The 20,396-nt window shown below is 57.6% G+C and carries 17 protein-coding genes; 5 read left to right on the top strand and 12 right to left on the bottom strand.

What is annotated here, in order from left to right; genetic code table 11:
• The 4 genes from ACR0B3_RS18760 to ACR0B3_RS18745 all read right to left on the bottom strand — a co-directional run bounded on the left by ACR0B3_RS18760 (position 1) and on the right by ACR0B3_RS18745 (position 4,107).
• Positions 1-258 (bottom strand): hypothetical protein, encoded by a 258-nt coding sequence (locus ACR0B3_RS18760; protein WP_480810381.1) that lies wholly within the window; start codon positions 256-258, stop codon positions 1-3.
• Positions 259-261: 3 nt separating this feature from the next.
• A complete protein-coding gene (locus tag ACR0B3_RS18755; protein WP_480810380.1) occupies positions 262-1,248 on the bottom strand; it encodes a branched-chain amino acid ABC transporter permease in 987 nt (328 codons plus the stop codon).
• Positions 1,249-1,277: 29 nt separating this feature from the next.
• Positions 1,278-2,096 (bottom strand): ABC transporter ATP-binding protein, encoded by an 819-nt coding sequence (locus ACR0B3_RS18750; RefSeq protein ID WP_170722814.1) that lies wholly within the window; start codon positions 2,094-2,096, stop codon positions 1,278-1,280.
• Between the two features lie 67 nt (positions 2,097-2,163).
• Positions 2,164-4,107 carry an AMP-binding protein gene (locus tag ACR0B3_RS18745; protein ID WP_480810421.1) on the bottom strand — a complete coding sequence of 648 codons (1,944 nt, stop codon included), beginning with the start codon at positions 4,105-4,107 and terminating at the stop codon, positions 2,164-2,166.
• 378 nt (positions 4,108-4,485) lie between these two features.
• On the opposite strand from ACR0B3_RS18745, the gene ACR0B3_RS18740 reads away from it, so the two are divergent.
• Positions 4,486-5,607, top strand: coding sequence for a serine/threonine protein kinase (locus tag ACR0B3_RS18740; protein WP_480810379.1), 1,122 nt, complete (start codon positions 4,486-4,488; stop codon positions 5,605-5,607).
• Positions 5,608-5,739: 132 nt separating this feature from the next.
• On the opposite strand, the gene ACR0B3_RS18735 is transcribed toward ACR0B3_RS18740, so the two are convergent.
• From ACR0B3_RS18735 to ACR0B3_RS18720, 4 genes are all read right to left on the bottom strand, one after another.
• Entirely contained in the window at positions 5,740-6,471 is a 732-nt protein-coding gene (locus ACR0B3_RS18735; RefSeq protein WP_480810378.1) for an NAD-dependent epimerase/dehydratase family protein, read from the bottom strand.
• A gap of 145 nt (positions 6,472-6,616) precedes the next feature.
• The gene (gene mutT / locus ACR0B3_RS18730; RefSeq protein ID WP_170684815.1) at positions 6,617-7,015 is read right to left on the bottom strand and encodes an 8-oxo-dGTP diphosphatase MutT; all 399 of its coding nucleotides are present in this window, start codon (positions 7,013-7,015) and stop codon (positions 6,617-6,619) included.
• A gap of 55 nt (positions 7,016-7,070) precedes the next feature.
• Complete coding sequence (argJ, locus tag ACR0B3_RS18725) at positions 7,071-8,297, bottom strand: bifunctional glutamate N-acetyltransferase/amino-acid acetyltransferase ArgJ (protein WP_480810377.1); 1,227 nt, start codon at positions 8,295-8,297, stop codon at positions 7,071-7,073.
• Positions 8,298-8,302: 5 nt separating this feature from the next.
• Positions 8,303-9,151, bottom strand: coding sequence for a peptidylprolyl isomerase (locus tag ACR0B3_RS18720; protein WP_480810376.1), 849 nt, complete (start codon positions 9,149-9,151; stop codon positions 8,303-8,305).
• Between the two features lie 176 nt (positions 9,152-9,327).
• Here ACR0B3_RS18720 and secA point away from each other — a divergent pair, with 176 nt between their 5' ends.
• The 3 genes from secA to ACR0B3_RS18705 all read left to right on the top strand — a co-directional run bounded on the left by secA (position 9,328) and on the right by ACR0B3_RS18705 (position 14,636).
• On the top strand, positions 9,328-12,045 hold the full coding sequence (secA, locus tag ACR0B3_RS18715; protein ID WP_480810375.1) for a preprotein translocase subunit SecA: 2,718 nt from the start codon (positions 9,328-9,330) through the stop codon (positions 12,043-12,045).
• A gap of 100 nt (positions 12,046-12,145) precedes the next feature.
• Positions 12,146-13,063, top strand: coding sequence for a hypothetical protein (locus ACR0B3_RS18710; RefSeq protein ID WP_480810374.1), 918 nt, complete (start codon positions 12,146-12,148; stop codon positions 13,061-13,063).
• A 25-nt stretch (positions 13,064-13,088) separates the two neighbouring features.
• Positions 13,089-14,636, top strand: a complete 1,548-nt coding sequence (locus ACR0B3_RS18705; protein ID WP_480810373.1) for a phosphate ABC transporter substrate-binding/OmpA family protein — start codon at positions 13,089-13,091, stop codon at positions 14,634-14,636.
• 3 nt (positions 14,637-14,639) lie between these two features.
• Here the strand turns inward: ACR0B3_RS18705 and radC are convergent, their stop codons facing one another.
• From radC to dnaK, 3 genes are all read right to left on the bottom strand, one after another.
• The gene (gene radC, locus ACR0B3_RS18700; protein WP_480810372.1) at positions 14,640-15,395 is read right to left on the bottom strand and encodes a RadC family protein; all 756 of its coding nucleotides are present in this window, start codon (positions 15,393-15,395) and stop codon (positions 14,640-14,642) included.
• Between the two features lie 158 nt (positions 15,396-15,553).
• A complete protein-coding gene (gene dnaJ, locus ACR0B3_RS18695; protein WP_480810371.1) occupies positions 15,554-16,702 on the bottom strand; it encodes a molecular chaperone DnaJ in 1,149 nt (382 codons plus the stop codon).
• A 74-nt stretch (positions 16,703-16,776) separates the two neighbouring features.
• Complete coding sequence (gene dnaK / locus ACR0B3_RS18690; RefSeq protein ID WP_480810370.1) at positions 16,777-18,684, bottom strand: molecular chaperone DnaK; 1,908 nt, start codon at positions 18,682-18,684, stop codon at positions 16,777-16,779.
• 213 nt (positions 18,685-18,897) lie between these two features.
• On the opposite strand from dnaK, the gene ACR0B3_RS18685 reads away from it, so the two are divergent.
• Positions 18,898-19,500 (top strand): alpha-ketoglutarate-dependent dioxygenase AlkB family protein, encoded by a 603-nt coding sequence (locus ACR0B3_RS18685; RefSeq protein WP_480810369.1) that lies wholly within the window; start codon positions 18,898-18,900, stop codon positions 19,498-19,500.
• Here ACR0B3_RS18685 and ACR0B3_RS18680 read toward each other — a convergent pair.
• Positions 19,497-20,318, bottom strand: coding sequence for an ABC transporter permease (locus ACR0B3_RS18680; RefSeq protein WP_480810368.1), 822 nt, complete (start codon positions 20,316-20,318; stop codon positions 19,497-19,499). The genes ACR0B3_RS18685 and ACR0B3_RS18680 overlap by 4 nt on opposite strands.
• Positions 20,319-20,396: the final 78 nt, after the last annotated feature.

Here is a 20,396-nt window from a genome sequence, read left to right as displayed (position 1 = left end):
TTACTTTCCCCATTCTTCTTGCGCCCGGTTCCGGGCCACAGCGTCCAGTTGGTTAGAGCCTTTTGCATATCCGCTGGCTTCCGACGCGCGTACCAGTTTCATGTAAGCAAGGATGCCCATGATCAGCCCGGCAAATGCCAGAAGCGCTGCGATCACAAGCTGACCTTCGGACAGATCACTCGCTGTCAGGGCGATGTAGCCGAAGGCCCAGAACCCCGCCCATGCGATCACGTTGATGATGGCGATCAGTTTGGTCACGCCCTACACCCTCTCGATGATCTTCTCGCCGAACAGGCCCTGAGGCCGGAACACCAGAAAGATCAGGGCCAACACATAGGCGAACCAGTTCTCGGTCGCGCCGCCAACCAGCGGGCCGATTGCGAACTCGAACAGTTTCTCACCCACGCCGATGATCAGCCCGCCGACAATGGCGCCAGGAATCGACGTGAACCCACCCAGCATCAGCACCGGCAACGCCTTGAGCGCGATCAGCGACAGCGAAAACTGCACGCCCGATTTGGTGCCCCACATGATGCCCGCGACCAGCGCCACGAAACCCGCAACCGACCAAACCATGATCCAGATAAAGTTCAGCGAAATCCCCACCGACAGCGCCGCCTGATGGTCATCCGCCACGGCACGCATCGCCCGGCCTTGCTTGGTGTACTGGCTGAACGCCACCAGAGCTGCCACCAGCAGCGCCGCGATGATCGTCGCCACGATATCCAGATTGTCGATAAAGAACCCATAGTCGAAGATCTGGAACGTCGACTCATCAATCCACAGGTTGATCCCTTGCGGCAAACCCACATCCAGCGTCTTGATCTCGGATCCCCACATCAGGTCGGCCACACCTTCAAGGAAATAGGCCAGACCGATGGTTGCCATGAACAGGATAATCGGCTCCTGCCCCACCAGATGGCGCATGACAAAGCGCTGCACCGCCCAGGCCAGCAATACCATCACCGCCATGGTCAGGATGATTGCCAGTAAGGCAGGCACATTCCAGCCGAAGTAATGAACATGTGTGCCAAAGATCGCGTTGATCAGATGCGCAAACGGCACCTGCCCATTCATGATCCCCACCAGCGTCATCGCCGCGAATAACGCCATAACCCCTTGCGCATAATTGAAAATCCCCGACGCCTTGTAGATCAGCACAAAGCCCAGCGCGACCAGAGCATACAGCACCCCGGCCATCAGACCGTTGAGGATGACCTCCATCGCGAATACGAGTTGTTCAGGCATTGGTGCCCCCCCAGATATCTGCCCCGGTGTCAGTCATGGCTAACCCCCAGATAAGCGTCGATGACCTCTTGATTGCTGCGCACCTCATCCGGCGTGCCGTCGCCAATCTTCTTGCCGTAATCCATCACAACCACCCGGTCGCTCAGGTCCATCACCACGCCCATGTCGTGTTCGATCAGCGCAATCGTGGTGCCAAACTCGTCATTCACGTCGAGGATAAAGCGGCTCATGTCCTCTTTCTCTTCCACGTTCATCCCGGCCATCGGTTCGTCCAGCAGCAGCAGTTTGGGCTCCGCCGCAAGTGCGCGCGCCAGTTCGACGCGCTTTTTCAACCCGTAGGGCAAGCGCGAAACCGGCGTTTTACGGATGTGCTGAATTTCAAGGAAATCGATGATCTTCTCGACCGCCTCGCGGTTTTCGGTCTCCTCCGCTTCGGCCTTACCCTTCCACCAAGCCTGCTGAAATATGTTGGTCTTCATGAAGCTCAATCGCCCGGTCATGACATTATCCAGAACGCTCATCCCTTCGAACAAGGCGATGTTTTGGAAGGTCCGCGCGATGCCCTGCTGCGCCACCTCAAAGGGCCGCATCTGCGGGCGTTTGGCGCCGTGGAACCAGACCTCACCTTCCTGTGGAACATAAAACCCCGAGATCACATTCAGCATCGAGGACTTGCCTGCCCCGTTCGGCCCGATGATCGCACGGATCTCACCCTCGCGGATATCGAATGAGATATCCTTGATCGCCACCACGCCGCCAAAACGCAGGGTGATGTTTTTCATCTCCATCACCACACCGCCAATCTTACGGCCGTCCTCGGTGACATATCCTTCGGAATTATCCAGCATCAGAATCCCCCTGATACGAAAAACGGGATGGCGGGCGGGGCGATGACCGCAGGTCGAGCGGCGCTTGTCATTCCGCGGCCACCTTGTGCTGCGCAACCGGTACAACCGTTGCGTCGACAATTTCCAGCGTTGCTGAAATCGAGCCCTTGCGACCGTCTTCATAGGTCACTTCGGTGGTGGTCGACACACTCTCAGACCCATCATACAGCGCGGCTATGATGTCGCTGAATTTGTCCTCGACAAATCCGCGACGCACCTTGCGGGTCCGGGTCATTTCACCATCATCCGCATCCAGTTCCTTGTGCAGCACCACAAAGCGATGCACCTGACAGCCTGACAGCATTTCATCAGCGGCAACTGACTTGTTCACCTCTTCCACATGGGCCTTTATCGTCTCTAACACTTGAGGATTCGCGGTCAGCTCCTGATAGGAGGCATAGGCGACGTTGTTACGTTCAGCCCAGTTCCCTACCGCGGTCAGGTCGATATTGATGAAGGCCACGCAGCGGTCTTTGCCATTGCCGAACAGCACGACCTCGAGAATATCAGGATAGAACTTCAGCTTGTTCTCGACATATTTGGGCGCGAACATCGATCCGTCGGCCATTTTGCCCACATCTTTAGCGCGGTCGATAATGCGCAAATGACCCGAATTCTCTTCGATGAACCCTGCATCACCGGTCGCAACCCAGCCCTCGGCATCCTTGGTCGAGGCGGTCGAATCCGGGTTGTTGTAATACTCAACAAACACCCCGGGTGAGCGATAGTGAATCTCGCCTTTGCCGTCGATCTTTAACTCGACATCCGGCGCAGGAACCCCAACCGTATCCGCGCGCACCTCGCCATCCGGCTGCACGGTGATGAATACGGTCGCTTCGGTCTGGCCGTATAGCTGTTTCAGGTTGATGCCAAGCGAGCGGTAGAAGTCAAAAATCTCTGGCCCGATGGCCTCACCCGCCGTGTAACCAACGCGGAACCGGCCATAACCCAACGTGTCCTTCAACGGTCCATAAACCAGCAAATTACCCAGCGCGTATTTCAGCTTGTCCCCAAACCCCACCGGTTTGCCGTCCAGCAATAGGCCGCCAACCTTCTTGGCGTGCGCCATGAAATAATGGAACATGCGTTGCTTCAGCTTGCCCGCATCCTCCATCCGGATCATCACATTGGTCAGCTGGGTCTCGAACACACGCGGCGGGGCAAAGAAATAGGTCGGCCCGATCTCGCGCAGGTCGGTCATCATCGTATCGGCGCTTTCGGGGCAGTTCACACAGAACCCGCACCAATAGGCCTGACCGATGGAAAAGATGAAATCGCCCACCCACGCCATCGGCAGATAAGACAGGATGTCTTCGTTCCGGGTCAGATGATCGAACTCGGCAGAGTTCTTGGCGCTTTCAATCACATTCCGGTTCGACAGCACCACGCCCTTGGGCTTGCCCGTTGTGCCCGAGGTATAGAGCATCACGCAAGTGTCGTCATAGGTGATCGCCGCGATGCGACTGTCCAGCTCGGCATCGAACCGGGCGTGTCCGGCGCTGCCCTCGGCCATGATGTCCTCAAGCGCGTTCATCTGGGAATGGTCGTACTTCCGCATGCCGCGCTTGTCAGTATAGAGGATATGTTTGACCTGATGCAGGTTCTGCTGGATCTCTATGACCTTGTCGACCTGCTCCTGATCACCGCAGACAACATATTTCGCGCCGCAATGCTCCAGCACATAGGCCATCTCTTCCGCAACCGAATCCTGATACAGCGGCACCGGAACGGCGCCCACCATTTGCGCGGCCACCATCGACCAGTAATGTGCAGGGCGGTTGCGGCCTATGACGGCGATATGGTCGCCTTTCTCAACGCCCAACTCCAGAAATCCCAGCGCAATGGCACGGATTTCCTTGGCCGTTTCGGCCCAGGTCCAGCATTGCCAGATCCCGAATTCCTTTTCCCGATACGCCGGAGCGTCCCCGAACTGAGCAACATTGCGGTGTAGCAGCGCCGGAAGGGACGTCATCCCTTCGGCGCCTGACTGCGTCTGAGCCAATCTCTTTCTCCTCCCCATCCGGCCCCTCCCCGGGCCGGAAATGGCGGGTTCAGGTCATTGCCCGAACGCCATTGTCCCGATTAGGAACGGTGGAACGATCAACGTCAAGTTTTGCCTAATGTTTTCTCAATTCTTACAAATTGTAACAAAGACCAGCCCATCGATCTGGCGAGTGCCTGATACGCCCGTCTTCCCAATACACAAAAGCAATGCTATGAGCGCTCAAAATGCTCAGGCGATGGCGTCGCCAAGTGTAATTTCAGCGTTGAACCATATCCTGTACGCCGGGACTTTCAATCAAGGGGATTGAGGGCCCGGTCCTGATCTCCGTTATCACAGGAGACAGCGATGGCCTGGTCACCCGACAAAACCGAAGTCAAAAGCTGGAACGAATGGGACACCCTGCGGCACGTTATCGTGGGTCGCGCGGATGACTGCCACATTCCCCCTGAAGAACCCGCACTGGACGCTAAAGTGCCGGAAGACAGCGATATGCGCGGTCAATGGGGCCGACGTCCCCAGGAAACCATCGACCGGGCCAATGAACTGCTGGACAATTTCGCCGATCAGCTGCGCAAACGCGGCATTCGTGTGGATCGGCCCACCTCGATCGATCACTCTCAGCCCGCGACCACCCCGGATTTCCATACTGCTAGCCAGTTTGGCTGCATGCCCCCGCGCGATGTATTGCTGACCGTCGGGCACGAGATCCTTGAGGCCACGATGTCATACCGCTGCCGCTGGTTCGAATATCTGAACTATCGTCCGCTGATGCAGCAATATTGGGACGAAGACCCCAACTTCCGGCACGAAGCCGCACCCAAGCCGCGCCTGACCAATGCGGACTATCACCCCGACTACCTCAGCGACAAGATCGGCGTGGAAAAGCGCCTGCAATGGGCGGCTGAGAAGTTCTTTGTCACCACCGAAGAAGAGCCTTTGTTCGACGCGGCTGATGTGCTGCGCTTTGGCCGCGATCTGGTGGTGCAGCATGGGTTTACCACCAACCTCAAGGGGATCGAGTGGCTGCGCCGTCACTTCCCGGACCATCGCGTTCATACGGTGAATTTCCCGGGCGACCCTTATCCGATCCATATCGACGCCACGTTCACACCGCTGCGCCCCGGTCTGATCCTGAACAACCCGCAGCGCCGCTTGCCCGAAGATCAGCGCGGCATGTTCGAGAAAAACGGGTGGGAGATCGTGGACGCCGCGCAACCGGCCCACAATACACCCCCACCGCTGTGCTATTCCTCGACCTGGCTATCGATGAACGTGCTGGTGCTGGACCCCAAAACCGTCTGTGTCGAGAAATCCGAGGTCTATCAGGCCGAGCAGATGGACAAGCTGGGCATGGAAGTTGTCGAGGTTGAACTACGTGACGCCTACGCCTTTGGCGGTGGCTTGCATTGCTGTACCGCGGATGTCTATCGCGATGGTGAGTGCGAGGATTATTTTCCGAACATGTAGGGTTTGTAGGTTGAGAAGATGGTGCCTGGGATTTCTCAGGCATCCTCGCTTGGATGGATAGAGCTAAATGTTGCGTGAACGGCAACTATGAGCCCAATTCGACCGACGCCGCGAAGTCGGCGAATGTCGGCTTTATGAGGATGGAATCGGAAAGGTCGAATAAGCGTCGTCCTGCGGTGCGTACCCAAGCACTTTGCAAGTTTCGGTTAGATCAAACCGCTTAAATCGATTGTTAGAGATGCCGTGCGCGATAAAGCTCCCTTTGATTTCGGCTTGAATCGCCCGGTCAATCAGATGCGTCGCGTCTCGATGACTGAGCCACGCGCTGAGATCACGTAGGGTTTCAAGTGGCGGGCCGTCGGCAGGCTCAAACGCTCCTATTCTCAATGAGACGCAGGACATGCCGTGCCGCGTCGCATAAAGCGAACACAAGGCTTCCCCATAGCACTTGGAGACGCCGTACAGATTGGCCGGGGCAACAGCCATTCCCGGAACGATTTGCCGGTCTACGGGGTATCCTTCGATGGTTTGCGCACTGCTCGCGAAGACGAAGCGGCGGACGTTTGCCTGACAAGCAGCTTCGATCAAGTGGGTCGTCGCCAATATATTGGCAGGCAGCACATCGTCAAATAGTGCGTTCGGGTCGGGTACGCCTGCGAGATGCACAACGGTATCCACGCCTTGGCACAAATCCGCTGCGGCATTTACCTCTGAGAGATCAGATCGCACGAAATGATGCTGACCCGTAACAGGGTACGTGGGTTCATTCAAATCGGACAACACAAACTGATACCGCTCGTGATATGCGGCAAAAAATGCCCGCCCAATCCGACCCGACGAACCAGTTACAAGCACCTTCTGCATGGTCGGTCCTCCCAACCTCTGCGACACGGTGGTTAGCTCTAAAGCGACCGTAAGCCGAAGGAAAGCAGACATTCAGTTCGGTCTGCTTTTCGGTAACTTTGTCCGCAGTCCAGACACTAAACTACAACGCGGTTTGATCCCGAGACTACAACCAGTCCCGCAAAATCGGGATCAGCGGGATATCCGCCGCGGGCATCGGATAGTTCCGCAGATCATTCGCGCGCACCCATTTCAACGCCTGACCCTCTTTCGATTGCGGAATCCCCTCCCATTTGCGGCAGGCGAATAGGGGCATGAGCAGGTGGAAATCGTCATAGCTGTGGCTGGCGAATGTCAGCGGCGCGAGGCAGGAGGCCCAGGTGTCGATGCCCAGTTCTTCATGTAATTCGCGGATCAGTGCGACTTCGGGCGTTTCGCCGGGTTCGATCTTGCCGCCGGGGAATTCCCAGAGGCCGGCCATGGATTTGCCCTCGGGCCGTTGAGCCAGCAGGACCCGGCCCTCGATGTCGATCAGGGCGACAGCAGATACTAAGACAGTTTTCATGGTCGCAATCCCGGACGCAAAACCGGGCTCCACTTTTGCTGGAATTGCTCCGGTTTCACGAGCGATAATCCGCGTTGATCTCGATGTAGCCGTGGGTCAGGTCGCAGGTCCAGACGGTGGAAGTCCCCTCGCCCAAGCCCAGATCGACGGCGATCACGAGGTCTTGGCCTCTCATATAGGCGGCGGCATCTTCCTCGCGGTAGTCGGGACTAACCCAGCCTTTTTCGGCCACAAGCATGTCTCCGAACGAGATGCTCAGCAGGTCGCGGTCGGCGGCAGCGCCGGATTTGCCGATGGCCATGACGATGCGACCCCAGTTCGGGTCCTCGCCTGCGATGGCGGTTTTGACCAGAGGCGAGTTGGCGATGGCCAGCCCGTGGGTTTTGGCGTCGGCGTCCGTGGCGGCGCCGGTCACACGAATTTCAACGAATTTCGTGGCCCCTTCACCGTCGCGCACCACTTGCTGCGCGAGGTCCAGCATCACCGTTTCCAAAGCCTGCTCAAACGCGGCGTTGCCGGTGGCGTCGATACCCGAGGCTCCGGTTGCACAGAGCAGCAGGCTGTCAGAGGTCGAGGTGTCGCTGTCCACAGTGATGCAGTTGAATGTGCGGTCGGTCTGCGCGCCAAGCATCGCCTGCAAGGCGGATTGGTCGACCTGCGCGTCTGTAAAGATATAGACCAGCATTGTCGCCATATCAGGCGCGATCATGCCGGAACCTTTCGCAATCCCCGCAATAGAGACTGTTTTGCCGTCGATCTCGACCTGAGCGGACGACCCTTTCGGGAAGGTATCGGTGGTCATGATGGCGCGGGCGGCGTCTTCGATGGCGTGGCGGCTGAGGCTGGATTTCAGCTCTTCGAGCTTGGCCACGATACGCTCATGCGCCAGCGGTTCGCCGATCACGCCTGTCGAGGACGTAAAGACCCGCTGCTCGGCCACACCGGTGGCTTTGGCGACGGCCTGCGTCACCTCGGCCACCGAGGTTTGGCCGTAATGGCCGGTAAACGCGTTGGCGTTGCCCGAGTTCACCAGGACCGCCGCTGGTCCGTCTGACGACCCGCCAATCTTGTCCTGACAATCAAGCACAGGTGCCGCGCGGGTGGCCGAGCGGGTGAAAACACCCGCCACCGAGGTGCCAGGATCAAGCACGGCGAGCATCACATCGGTGCGACCCTGATAGCGAACGCCCGCTTCGACCGTGGCAAAGCGCACGCCATCAATGGCAGGCAATTCGGGGAAGGCCGCCGGGGCCAGCGGGGAAACCTTGGTGATTGTGGCCACGGGGGTTACTCCTGCAGCAGGTCGATCTGGCGCATGATCTCGGGGCCGGCACCTTCCAGCGCGGGGCGTTCGATCGTTGCCTGTTGGGTCAGTTCGTCGACCTTGGCCTGGATTGCCTCTTGCCGGAGTGTCTGGGCAAGTTCTTCGCGCACGGCGTCCAGTTCTGGCGCCTGGGTTTTGCGTTTGTCGTTCAGGGTGACCAGATGCCAGCCGAATTGCGTCTGGACCGGATCTGACACGCTGCCCTTTTCCAGTGCGACAACGGCATTTTCAAACTCGGGTACCATCTGGCCCTTGCCGAACCAGCCCAGCGCGCCGCCATTGGGACCCGACGGGCCGGTGGATTTCTCTTTGGCCAGCTCGGCGAAATCCGCGCCGTCGTCCAATTGCGCTTTGATGGCTTTGGCTTCGTCTTCGCTTTCGACCAGAATATGGCTGGCGTTGAATTCGTCCTCGCCTTCGAACTCGGCGAATTGTGCGTCATAGGCGGCCTGGATGGCCTCATCCGTGACTTGGGCGGCGGTGACCGCTTCGACTGTTTGCACCGCGCGCAAGGACCGGGTTTCGTTGTCCAGCCGTAGCGCGTTCAGGGGGCTCAGCGTTTCTTGCTCTTGCCCAAGAAGATGCTGCTGGACCAGTTGTTCAACTATGAAGTCATACAGAACGTCGTCTTCCAGTTGCTGATACTGCGCAGGCAGGGCAGACGCGGTGGCGATGACGTGACCCAATGTGATCTCATCGCCGTTCACACGCGCCACAACGGTCGAGGCATCGGGCTTGGTTTCGGCGGCCAATGGCAGGGCCATCACGGCGGTCAGAGCCAGCGATGGCAGAAAAGTGAGGCCTTTGGGCATGGAATCATCCTATTTCTTGGCCGCGACAGGGCGCAGCGTTGACACTGTGGAACCTGCCGCTTACATCGCTTTGAAGCCTTGGACAGGGCCGCCTTTCACCCCCCGTATCTATGGGTTGCGCGCAAGGTGGGCAAGCCTGTCGCAACCACGATAAGAACAGATCCGCTGGAGTGAACATGCTGGGACTCGGAACGCTCGCCAAAAAGGTGTTCGGAACACCGAACGACCGCAAGATCAAGGCGACCCGCCCCCTGATCGATAAGATCAACGCGCTGGAACCAGAGTTTGAGAAACTGTCGGATGAAGGCCTGATCGAAAAGACTGCCGAACTGCGCAAACGGGCGCTGGATGGTGAAAAGCTGGATGACCTTCTGCCCGAAGCCTTTGCCAATGTCCGCGAAGGCGCCAAACGCGCGCTGGGTCTGCGGGCCTTTGACGTGCAGCTGATGGGCGGCATCTTCCTGCATCAGGGCAATATCTCGGAAATGAAGACGGGCGAAGGTAAGACCCTGGTTGCCACCTTACCTGCCTATCTGAATGCGCTGACCGGCAAGGGCGTGCATGTGGTTACGGTAAACGAATACCTGGCCAAGCGCGACTCGGAATGGATGGGCAATGTGTTTGCCGCCGTGGGCATGACCACCGGTGTGATCTGGTCGGGCCAGCCCGATGCCGAGAAGATGGCGGCGTATAACTGCGACATCACCTATGCCACCAATAACGAGCTGGGCTTCGATTATCTGCGCGACAACATGAAGGCCGATCTGGAGCAGGTCTATCAAAAGCACCACAATTTCGCGATTGTGGATGAGGTGGACTCGATCCTGATCGATGAGGCGCGAACGCCGCTGATCATCTCGGGGCCAGCGCAAGACCGGTCAGACCTATACACGGCCATTGATGCCGTCATCCCGACGCTGCAGGATGATCACTTCTCGCTGGATGAAAAGACCCGCAGTGTAACCTTTACGGATGAGGGCAACGAGTTCCTCGAAGAGCGTTTGCTGGCCGCAGGTCTGCTGCCCGAAGGGCATTCGCTGTACGATCCCGAAAGCACGACAGTTGTGCACCACGTCAATCAGGGGCTGCGGGCGCACAAGCTGTTCCAGCGGGACAAGGACTATATCGTTCGCGACGGGAACGTGATTCTGATCGACGAATTCACCGGCCGCATGATGCCGGGCCGCCGTATGTCCGAAGGTCTGCACCAGGCGATCGAAGCCAAGGAAGGTGTTCAGATTCAGCCCGAGAACGTGACGCTGGCCAGCGTGACCTTCCAGAACTACTTCCGTCTTTATGACAAGCTGTCGGGCATGACCGGTACGGCACTGACCGAAGCGGAAGAATTCCAGGAAATCTATGGTCTGGGTGTTGTCGAAGTTCCAACCAATAAGCCGATTGCACGGGTGGACAAGGACGATCAGGTCTATCGCACCACGGGTGAGAAATATGACGCCATCATCAAGCAGGTCAAAAAGGCTGGTGAAAAGGGTCAACCGGTGCTGGTCGGCACCACGTCGATTGAAAAGTCCGAAGTGATCAGCCAGTTGCTGACCAAGGAAGGCATCGAACACAACGTTCTGAACGCCCGCCAGCACGAGCAGGAAGCCCAAATCGTGGCCGATGCCGGACGTCTGGGCGCTGTGACCATCGCCACCAACATGGCGGGCCGCGGCACCGACATTCAGCTTGGCGGCAATGTCGAGATGAAGGTTCTGCAGGCGCTGGCCGAAAATCCCGAGGCCGATCCAGCCGAGCTGCGCGCGGCGGAAGAAGCCAAGCACGCTGAAGAAAAAGACAAGGTGCTGGAGGCCGGTGGTCTTTACGTCATGGCGTCCGAACGCCACGAAAGCCGCCGGATCGACAACCAGCTGCGCGGCCGGTCGGGCCGCCAGGGTGACCCGGGCCGCACTGTGTTTTATCTGAGCCTCGAAGACGACCTGATGCGCATTTTCGGCTCGGAGCGGTTGGACAAAGTCCTGACCACGCTGGGCATGAAAGAGGGCGAGGCGATCATTCACCCCTGGGTGAACAAGTCGCTGGAACGCGCGCAGTCCAAGGTCGAAGGTCGCAACTTTGACATGCGCAAGAACGTTCTGAAGTTCGATGACGTGATGAATGACCAGCGGAAGGTTGTATTCAGCCAGCGGCGCGAGATTATGTCAGCGGATGATTTGTCGGATGTTGTATCTGATATGCGCGAACAGGTGATCGACGATCTGATCGACGAATACATGCCGCCGAAATCCTATGCCGATCAGTGGGATACCGATGGTCTGCACGAGGCGATCAAGGACAAGCTTTCCATCGACGCCCCGGTTCAGGACTGGGCCGCCGAGGAAGGTGTGGACGATGAACAGGTGCGCGAACGCCTGATCAACGCCGCCGATGAGATGATGGCGCAGAAGGCGGCTGCCTTTGGCCCCGAGAACATGCGCAACATCGAAAAGCAAGTTCTGCTGCAGACCATCGACGGAAAATGGCGCGAGCATCTGCTGACGCTGGAACATCTGCGCTCGGTCGTTGGCTTCCGGGGTTACGCCCAGCGTGATCCGTTGAACGAATACAAGAACGAAAGCTTCCAGCTGTTCGAAGGTATGCTCGACAGCCTGCGTGAGACGGTGACACAGCAATTGTCGCGCGTCCGCCCGCTGACCGAAGAAGAACAGAAAGAGATGCTGGCGCAAATGCAGGCACAGCAAGCGCAGGCACAACAGGCAGTGGATCAGGCGGCAGATCAGGCCGAAGCGGTTGCCGAAGCCGAAGCTTCGGGCGATGCACGACCGGGGTTTGTCGAAGATGATCCTTCAACCTGGGGTAACCCCTCGCGCAATGACAGATGCCCCTGTGGATCGGGCAAGAAATTCAAGCATTGTCATGGTAGGCTGACCTAAGGTCACCTTCTATCCGACACAATGAGTCCGCCTCGCGGCCACATATTGGCCGTGATTGAGGGTCAAATTGCGACTCGCTCCTTCAACTGGGGAGGGTGTCTTGTTTGTAATAAAGAACTACGTGACCACGGGCGGAACCGTTGCCTGCGCCTTGGCCATTGGATATTTAATGCAAAACGGATCGGCGCAACAACCCGGCGCTGAGCCAAGTGGCGCGCGCGTAGCGTCGATTTCCGAGCAGGGTGCAGACCTTGCCGGGCTTCAGAGCGTTGTGCTGACGTCATCTTCCCCATCTGATGCGCGCGACGATGTGCTACCCACACCCTCGCTTCCAGCACCTGCTCAAAGCCGTTTGCCATCAAACTGTGATCTGAGCGCGCGTGCCTTGGCTGTGCCCGGTGCAAATGCGCGGCTGCGGGTCAAAGCCCCGTGCCATGCAAACGAAACCGTCGAGGTTCATCACAACGGACTGATTTTCAGCACCGAAACCGACGCACTTGGTGGCTTGAACCTGACTGTCCCGGCGCTGTCTGAATACGCCATTTTCCTGATCTCACTTCCGGATGGTAAAGGCACAGTTGCAACAACCCACGTGCCCGAGATCAACAAATTCAACCGGATCGCGCTGCAGTGGCAGGGCCAAACTGACCTGCAACTGCATGCATTGGAGTTCGGTGCGGGCTATGGTGAAGCGGGCCATGTGTGGTCCGGCTCTGACACCGGGGCGGGGTCTGTGATCCACTTGGGTCAGGGCGAATCTGAGTCTGTGCGCAACATCGAAGTGTATTCCTTCCCGATCCAGTCGGTCGACCAAGACGGATCAATCGCATTGTCGGTCGAAACCGAAGTGACCGAGGTGAACTGCGGCAAATCCCTGAACGTGCAATCGCTGGAATGGCGTACGGATCAACGCCTGCGTTCGCGTGAACATACGCTTGAATTACCCGGCTGCGAGGCGACCGGTGATTTTCTGGTGTTGAATAATCTGTTCCCAGACCTGACAATCGCTGCAAAATAAGCAGCAGGCAGGACTTAGGTCTCACATGAAAACTGTTCGTGCGGTTCTGGCCGCGCTTTTCACCATGTTGGCAGCGCATGGAGCGCAGGCGCAAGACATTACCCTCACATCTCATGATGGTCAGGTTGAAGTTGTCGGCACGTTGCTGGGCTATGATGGGGAGTTTTATCGCGTCGATACCCAATTTGGTGAGCTGACAATCGATGGTTCAGGCGTCACTTGTGATGGCCCCGCCTGCCCCAGCCTGACCGATTTCGTCGCCGAGATTCGATTGTCGGGCGCATCGGTCATGGCCGAAACTCTGCTGCCCGCATTGATCCAAGGTTTCGCCGCACAAGAAGGGCTGAGCGTCAAACAATCCAAAGAAGGGTTCACATTTGCATTGTACCAGCCAGATCGGCAGGCTCCGCTTGCGCGTTTGATCCTGAGGGCGACTGATACAGGTCAGGGCTTTACAGATCTGGCCGAGAATGCCGCGGATGTAGTTCTGGCTCAGCGTGAGATTCGCCCGGCCGAACAAGAACTGACGCAAGAGGCCGGGCTGGGAGATTTGACGCGCCCACAACGTTCTCGGGTTCTGGCATTGGACGCGATCGTGCCCGTTGTCGCAGCCGACAATCCGGTACAGCAAATCTCAGCGGCTGATCTGGCGCGCGTGTTTGCTGGTGAGATCACCAATTGGGTTGATCTGGGTGGTCCGGATGCCCCAATTGCCCTGAACCTAACTGGTTCAGCATCAGGCCTCGCGCAAGCGGTGGACGATCTGCTTATGAAACCGGTTGACTCCACCGTTTCCAAGGCGATCAAGCGCCATCCCCGAAACAGCGATCTGGTCCGCGCCGTCTCGGCTGATCCCTTTGCCATTGGCATCGCCAGCCTGGCCGAAACAGGTGCAACGCGCGCGCTGCCGCTGGCCGGAGGCTGCGGCCATACGATCATGGCAACGCGCCAATCGGTAAAGACCGAGGACTATCCACTGACCTCGCCGATGTTTCTGTATTTGCCACAGCGCCGCCTGCCTCGAATGGCCCGTCAGTTTCTAGCATACACACAAAGTCATGACGCGCAGAGTGTGATCCGGCAGGCCGGGTTTGTTGATCAATCGACGGAAGAGATCCGAATAGGCCTGCAAGGGGACCGTTTGGCAAATGCCATCGCAACTGGCGGGGCAGAGGTGGGTTTGGACACGCTGCAACGCATGATCGATACACTGCGCCCGATGACACGCCTATCACTGTCTTTCCGGTTCGAGCCGGGTTCATCCCGCCCGGATGCCCAGTCACGATCAAATATCCTGCAACTGGCCCAAGCCCTGGAAAGCGGCGCTCTGGACTTGCAGAAGCTCAGCTTTGTGGGTTTCAGTGACGGCGTTGGCGGCGCTAAGGCTAACACAAGCATTGCGCTCCGCCGTGCTCAGACTGTCCGCAACCTTGTGCTGGCGGCGGTTGAAACCAGCATACCTGAAAGCATTGAGATTACGTCCGAAGGTTTTGGCGAAGCCATGCCCATGGCGTGCGACGACACCGAATGGGGCCGCAAAGTAAATCGCCGGGTCGAGGTTTGGGTGCAATAAGCGTCACAGATATCCCTGCGACCGAAAACTCAGTTCCGTCGATTTGCCAATGATCAGATGGTCATGCAGCGTTAGCCCTAGTGCCGAGCAGGCATCCTGTATCCGGTTGGTCATATCGATATCAGATTGTGAGGGCGTTGGATCGCCCGACGGATGGTTGTGAACCAAAATCAGTGCCGAGGCATTTAATTCCAACGCCCGTTTTGCTACCTCTCGCGGATAGACTGGCACGTGGTCCACGGTTCCTTTGGCCTGCTCTTCATCGGCGATCAGCACATTCTTGCGGTCCAGGTAGAACACGCGGAACTGCTCAATCTCGCGATGGGCCATCGTAGTGTGGCAATAGTCCAGCAACGCGTCCCAACCCGAAATCACATGCCGCTGCATCACCCGCGCCCGGGCCATGCGATGGGCACAAGCCTCAAGGATTTTGAGATCGGTGATCACCGTGTCCCCGACACCTTTAATCTGACGCAACCGTTCCTCAGGCGCGGTCAGGACCCGATTGAAATCACCAAACGCATCCATCAGCGCTCGCGCCAGCGGTTTGACATCTTGTCGCGGGATAGATCGGAACAAAGCAAGTTCTAACAACTCATAATCCGGCATCGCCGCCGAGCCGCCGGACATGAAGCGTTCGCGCAGCCGCTTACGATGATCCTTGATGTAGGAGGGTAACCGACCACCGGGCAGCGGCTGCGCAGGCGCTTCGTCCGTATCGAACAGCATAAGAGCTTCGGCAAAGGCGTCTTGGGTCATGGGTTCACCCTGACGCAGAATCGGTTTCCGAATAGTTAACGCGCCTCAATTGAACGCCCTAAAGTGCAAAACTGGGGGATGAGAGCGGGGATCCGGTCTTCATCTGGCTAGAAGTATCCCGGGGGGGTCGCCCAACGGGCGGCGGGGGCAGAGCCCCCTTAGCCTTTCATCCCATCCCAAAAGGATTTGACGGATGAGAAAAAGCTTTTTGATTCCGGGTGGTTATCCTCACCCAGATCATCAAACTCACGCAGCAGCTCTTTCTGGCGACTGGTCAGATTGACCGGGGTTTCCACGGCCAGTTCGATGAACATGTCGCCAATACCACCCCCACGCAGCGCGGGCATACCTTTGCCACGCAGACGCATTTGGCGGCCGGACTGGCTACCTGCAGGAATCTGAACGCGGCCTCGACCGCCATCAATGGTTGGAACCTCGATCGAGCCACCTAACGCAGCCTTACCCATGCTGACCGGGACGCGGCAATAGAGGTTCACGCTGTCACGCTCGAACAGTTTATGCTCGGACACTTCGACAAAGATATAGAGATCACCCGGAGGGCCTCCGCGCATACCGGCCTCACCCTCACCCGCCAGACGGATGCGGGTGCCGGTTTCAACGCCTGCCGGAATGTTCACCGACAGCGCCCGATCCTTTTCAACACGACCAGCGCCGCTGCATGATTTACAGGGGTTTTTGATGATCTGACCCAGACCGGAGCAGGTCGGGCAGGTGCGTTCAACGGTGAAAAAGCCCTGCTGTGCGCGCACCTTGCCCATGCCGGAACAGGTCGGGCAAGTAGTTGGTTCTACGCCGCCCTCTGCGCCGGTGCCTTCGCATGAAGAACAGGCGACAGCGGTTGGGACGTTGATGGTTTTCTGCAGGCCTGCATAGGCCTCTTCCAGTGTGACACGCAGGTTATATCGCAGGTCCGAGCCGCGTGCGGCACGGCGTCCACCACCTGCGCGTTGGCCACCCATGAAGTCGCCGAACAAATCGTCGAACACATCTGAGAATGCGCTGGAAAAATCCCCTTGACCGCCAAAGCCGCCGCCGGGGCGACCTCCACCCCCCATGCCGTTTTCAAAGGCAGCGTGGCCAAAGCGGTCATAGGCGGCTTTTTTATCGGCGTCGCGCAGCACGTCATAAGCCTCGTTGGCCTCTTTGAACTGCGCTTCGGCATCCGGATTGTCCTTGTTGCGATCGGGATGCAGTTCCTTGGCTTTCTTACGAAAACCTTTCTTGATCTCATCCGAAGAAGCGCCCTTGGACACGCCGAGCACTTCGTAGTAGTCGCGTTTGGACATCAGTATTTCCTTCTGCCTCAACGTAATCGGGCCGGCCCGGCAACCGGACCGGCCCTAATTGGCCCGGTTACCCGTTAGTTACGCTTGTCGTCGTCCAGATCTTCGAACTCGGCGTCGACGATGTCATCGTCACCCGGCGCGGCATCTGCGGCTGCGGGCTCATCTTCGCCCTCTTCCGCTTGTGCCTTATAGATCGCTTCGCCAAGCTTCATGGCCGCTTCGGTCACGTTCTGGATGCCCGACTTGATCTTGTCGGCATTGTCCGTTTCCAGCTCATCCTTGAGCGCGGCAACAGCCAGTTCTATCGCTTCGACGGTCGACGGGTCGACCTTGTCGCCATGTTCCTCGATCGATTTCTCGGTCGCGTGGACAAGGCTTTCGGCCTGGTTCTTGGCTTCGACCAGCTCTTTGCGGGCCTTGTCTGCCTCGGCGTTTTCCTCGGCGTCCTTGACCATCTTGTCGATATCTTCGTCCGACAGCCCGCCCGATGCCTGAATCGTGATCTTCTGCTCTTTGCCGGTGCCTTTGTCTTTGGCCGAAACCGAGACAATGCCGTTGGCGTCGATGTCAAAAGTCACCTCGATCTGAGGCAGGCCGCGCGGTGCGGGCGGGATTTCTTCGAGGTTGAACTGACCCAGGATCTTGTTGTCCGCAGCCATTTCGCGTTCCCCCTGGAAGCAGCGGATGGTCACGGCGTTCTGATTGTCCTCGGCGGTCGAGAAGACCTGAGACTTTTTGGTCGGAATGGTCGTGTTGCGGTCGATCAGGCGAGTGAACACGCCGCCCAGCGTCTCGATGCCCAAGCTGAGCGGGGTCACGTCCAGCAGGACCACGTCTTTGACATCACCCTGCAGAACACCGGCCTGAATGGCGGCGCCCATGGCAACAACTTCGTCCGGGTTTACACCCTTGTGCGGCTCTTTACCGAAGAACTTGGTGACCTCTTCGATCACTTTCGGCATCCGGGTCATACCACCGACCAGAACAACTTCGTCCACGTCGCCCGCCGACAGGCCTGCGTCTTTCAGAGCGGCCTGGCAGGGCTTCATCGACTTCTTGATCAGGTCGCCAACCAGCGATTCCAGCTTGGCACGGGTCAGTTTCATGACCATGTGCAACGGCTGACCGTTCGAACCCATCGAGATGAACGGCTGGTTGATTTCGGTCTGCGAGGTCGAAGACAACTCGATCTTGGCTTTCTCAGCGGCTTCTTTCAGACGCTGCAAGGCCATCTTGTCTTGCGACAGGTCGACACCGTGTTCCTTTTTGAACTCATCCGCCAGGTAGTTGACGATGCGCATGTCAAAGTCTTCACCACCCAGGAAGGTGTCACCGTTGGTCGATTTGACCTCGAACAGGCCGTCGTCGATTTCCAGAATGGTCACGTCGAAGGTACCGCCACCAAGGTCATAAACCGCGATGGTTTGGGTTTCTTCTTTGTCCAGACCATAGGCCAGCGCAGCCGCTGTCGGTTCGTTGATGATCCGCAGCACTTCCAGACCGGCGATTTTACCGGCGTCTTTGGTGGCCTGACGCTGAGCATCGTTGAAATAGGCCGGAACGGTGATGACCGCCTGCGTGACTTCCTCACCCAGATAGCTCTCGGCGGTTTCCTTCATCTTGCCCAGAGTGAAGGCCGAGATCTGGCTTGGGGAGTACTTTTCACCGCGGGCTTCGACCCACGCGTCGCCATTGCCGCCATCAACGATAGCGTAGGGCACCATTTTCTTGTCTTTTTCGACTTCGGCATCATCCACACGACGACCGATCAGACGCTTGACGCCAAAGATGGTGTTGTCGGGGTTGGTGACCGCCTGACGTTTTGCAGGCTGACCGACCAGACGCTCATCTTCGGTGAAGGCGACGATCGAGGGCGTGGTCCGCGCCCCTTCGGCGTTTTCGATGACCTTCGGCTGCGAGCCGTCCATGATGGCCACACACGAGTTGGTGGTACCGAGGTCAATCCCGATTACTTTTCCCATATTTTCAATCCCTTTCTCTTCAAGGCGATGTCCCGAGGGTTGGACCCGTTGCGGCATCCTGCCCCCGATTGTTGTGCGCGACAGCACTACACCATCGCGCGTCGAGGCGTATATAAGGGCGAGATGACGGGCCTGCAAGCGTTCAGAAACGCAGGTTTTCGGGAATCTGTGGCCTTTTTTGGCAAGGATTTGGCAAGGTTTGGGGATTCTGGAATGGCGCGGCTGTTATTGCGCGGATTTGATATCAGGAAAGGCTATTTGGATGTGGCGGCGCAGGCCCAATTGATTGACCTGCTGAGACCGATCCTGAAAGCCGCGCCGCTCTATCGGCCTGTTACGCCGTCGGGCAAGGAAATGTCAGTGCGCATGACGTCGGCCGGGGCGTTGGGCTGGGTCACAGATCGGGCTGGGTATCGGTATCAGGACACGCACCCGAAGGGCATGACTTGGCCCGCCATTCCGGATGAAATTCTGACGATCTGGCAAGACCTGACCGGTGCCGATCGGCAACCCGATTGCTGCCTGATCAATTATTACGGCGAAGGCACCAAGATGGGCCTGCATCAGGACAAGGACGAGGCCGATTTCTCGTGGCCCGTTTTATCGATATCACTGGGCGATGACGCGTTGTTCCGGATCGGTAACACCACGCGTGGTGGCAAGACCGAGTCGATATGGTTGAACTCGGGCGATGTGGTGATCATGGGTGGCCCTGCCCGGCTGACCTATCACGGGGTGGATCGTATCCGGTTCGGATCATCCAAACTGCTACCCAAGGGTGGGCGCATCAACCTAACACTGCGGGTCGCAACCTAACGACGCGCATCCCAACTTTTTGACACCTGCTTGCGGGTGTAGAATTCGGCCAGCAAGCCAATCATGGTCAGAACAATGCCCACCCACAGCGCGTATTCCCAGCTGGTATTGCGCGGAAAATAGTTGCGAAACACAAAACCCCGGCATTGATCAATGATGTGAAACAGCGGGTTCCAAGCAAACATGGTCAGCATGAACCCACCAAGGGCGTTGCCAACGAACATCTTACCTGAGAACACCATGTTCATACGGCGATAGACATTCGTCAGAATGGATACTGTATTGGGGAACCAAGGCTTGAGCGACAAAAACACCAGGCCCACCGAGCACCCTGTGAACCAAGCCAACGCGAGCATGGCAAAGGCACCCCCGGGTTCCTGAATCTCTAATGGTGAAACTGCAACGCTATATACAAACAGGATCACCAAGATCGAAACAAGTTGCGTATAGAAAGTGCCAAGCGCAGCAGCAGACAACATCACCATCATGGTCATCGGCGAATGCAGCGTCATAGGGTTGTTGCCATCCCCGACACCCGCGATGGCACTAACCGACTTGATATGAGTCAGGAACAAAAACACACCAGACAGCAGGAACAGAACGAACTCTCCCCGTATCTTGGCGATACGAGTACCCATGAAGGAAAGAATGAGATAGAAAGCAGAGGCGACAATGACGACCTGCAGAATATTGATCAGGATCGCCATGACCGCGTTTGAATGCTGCGACCGGATGTTGCGCACAACTGCATGAAATATCAGTTCAGCGGTGGTGAACGCCCCGCCAAGCAACGACTGATTTCGTTTATAGTGAAACACTCGAACGCTCTTTCCTGCTCATGTCGCCCGCAAGATGGCACGAAATTCTTGCTGTTCCGTATCCGTCGCATCATAAGT

This window comes from Ruegeria sp. CE9, assembly GCF_056537425.1.
The sequence above is the reverse complement of the archived record's forward strand: the minus strand, read 5'-3'. Positions and strand labels throughout refer to the sequence as shown.

Excerpts from the sequence above, each read along its gene's own strand:
- ACR0B3_RS18755 (WP_480810380.1), bottom strand. The coding sequence starts at position 1,248 with ATGCCTGAACAACTCGTATTCGCGATGGAGGTCATCCTCAACGGTCTG.
- ACR0B3_RS18750 (WP_170722814.1), bottom strand. The coding sequence starts at position 2,096 with ATGCTGGATAATTCCGAAGGATATGTCACCGAGGACGGCCGTAAGATT.
- ACR0B3_RS18745 (WP_480810421.1), bottom strand. The coding sequence starts at position 4,107 with ATGACGTCCCTTCCGGCGCTGCTACACCGCAATGTTGCTCAGTTCGGG.
- ACR0B3_RS18740 (WP_480810379.1), top strand. The coding sequence starts at position 4,486 with ATGGCCTGGTCACCCGACAAAACCGAAGTCAAAAGCTGGAACGAATGG.
- ACR0B3_RS18735 (WP_480810378.1), bottom strand. The coding sequence starts at position 6,471 with ATGCAGAAGGTGCTTGTAACTGGTTCGTCGGGTCGGATTGGGCGGGCA.
- mutT (WP_170684815.1), bottom strand. The coding sequence starts at position 7,015 with ATGAAAACTGTCTTAGTATCTGCTGTCGCCCTGATCGACATCGAGGGC.
- ACR0B3_RS18720 (WP_480810376.1), bottom strand. The coding sequence starts at position 9,151 with ATGCCCAAAGGCCTCACTTTTCTGCCATCGCTGGCTCTGACCGCCGTG.
- secA (WP_480810375.1), top strand. The coding sequence starts at position 9,328 with ATGCTGGGACTCGGAACGCTCGCCAAAAAGGTGTTCGGAACACCGAAC.
- ACR0B3_RS18705 (WP_480810373.1), top strand. The coding sequence starts at position 13,089 with ATGAAAACTGTTCGTGCGGTTCTGGCCGCGCTTTTCACCATGTTGGCA.
- radC (WP_480810372.1), bottom strand. The coding sequence starts at position 15,395 with ATGACCCAAGACGCCTTTGCCGAAGCTCTTATGCTGTTCGATACGGAC.
- dnaJ (WP_480810371.1), bottom strand. The coding sequence starts at position 16,702 with ATGTCCAAACGCGACTACTACGAAGTGCTCGGCGTGTCCAAGGGCGCT.
- dnaK (WP_480810370.1), bottom strand. The coding sequence starts at position 18,684 with ATGGGAAAAGTAATCGGGATTGACCTCGGTACCACCAACTCGTGTGTG.
- ACR0B3_RS18685 (WP_480810369.1), top strand. The coding sequence starts at position 18,898 with ATGGCGCGGCTGTTATTGCGCGGATTTGATATCAGGAAAGGCTATTTG.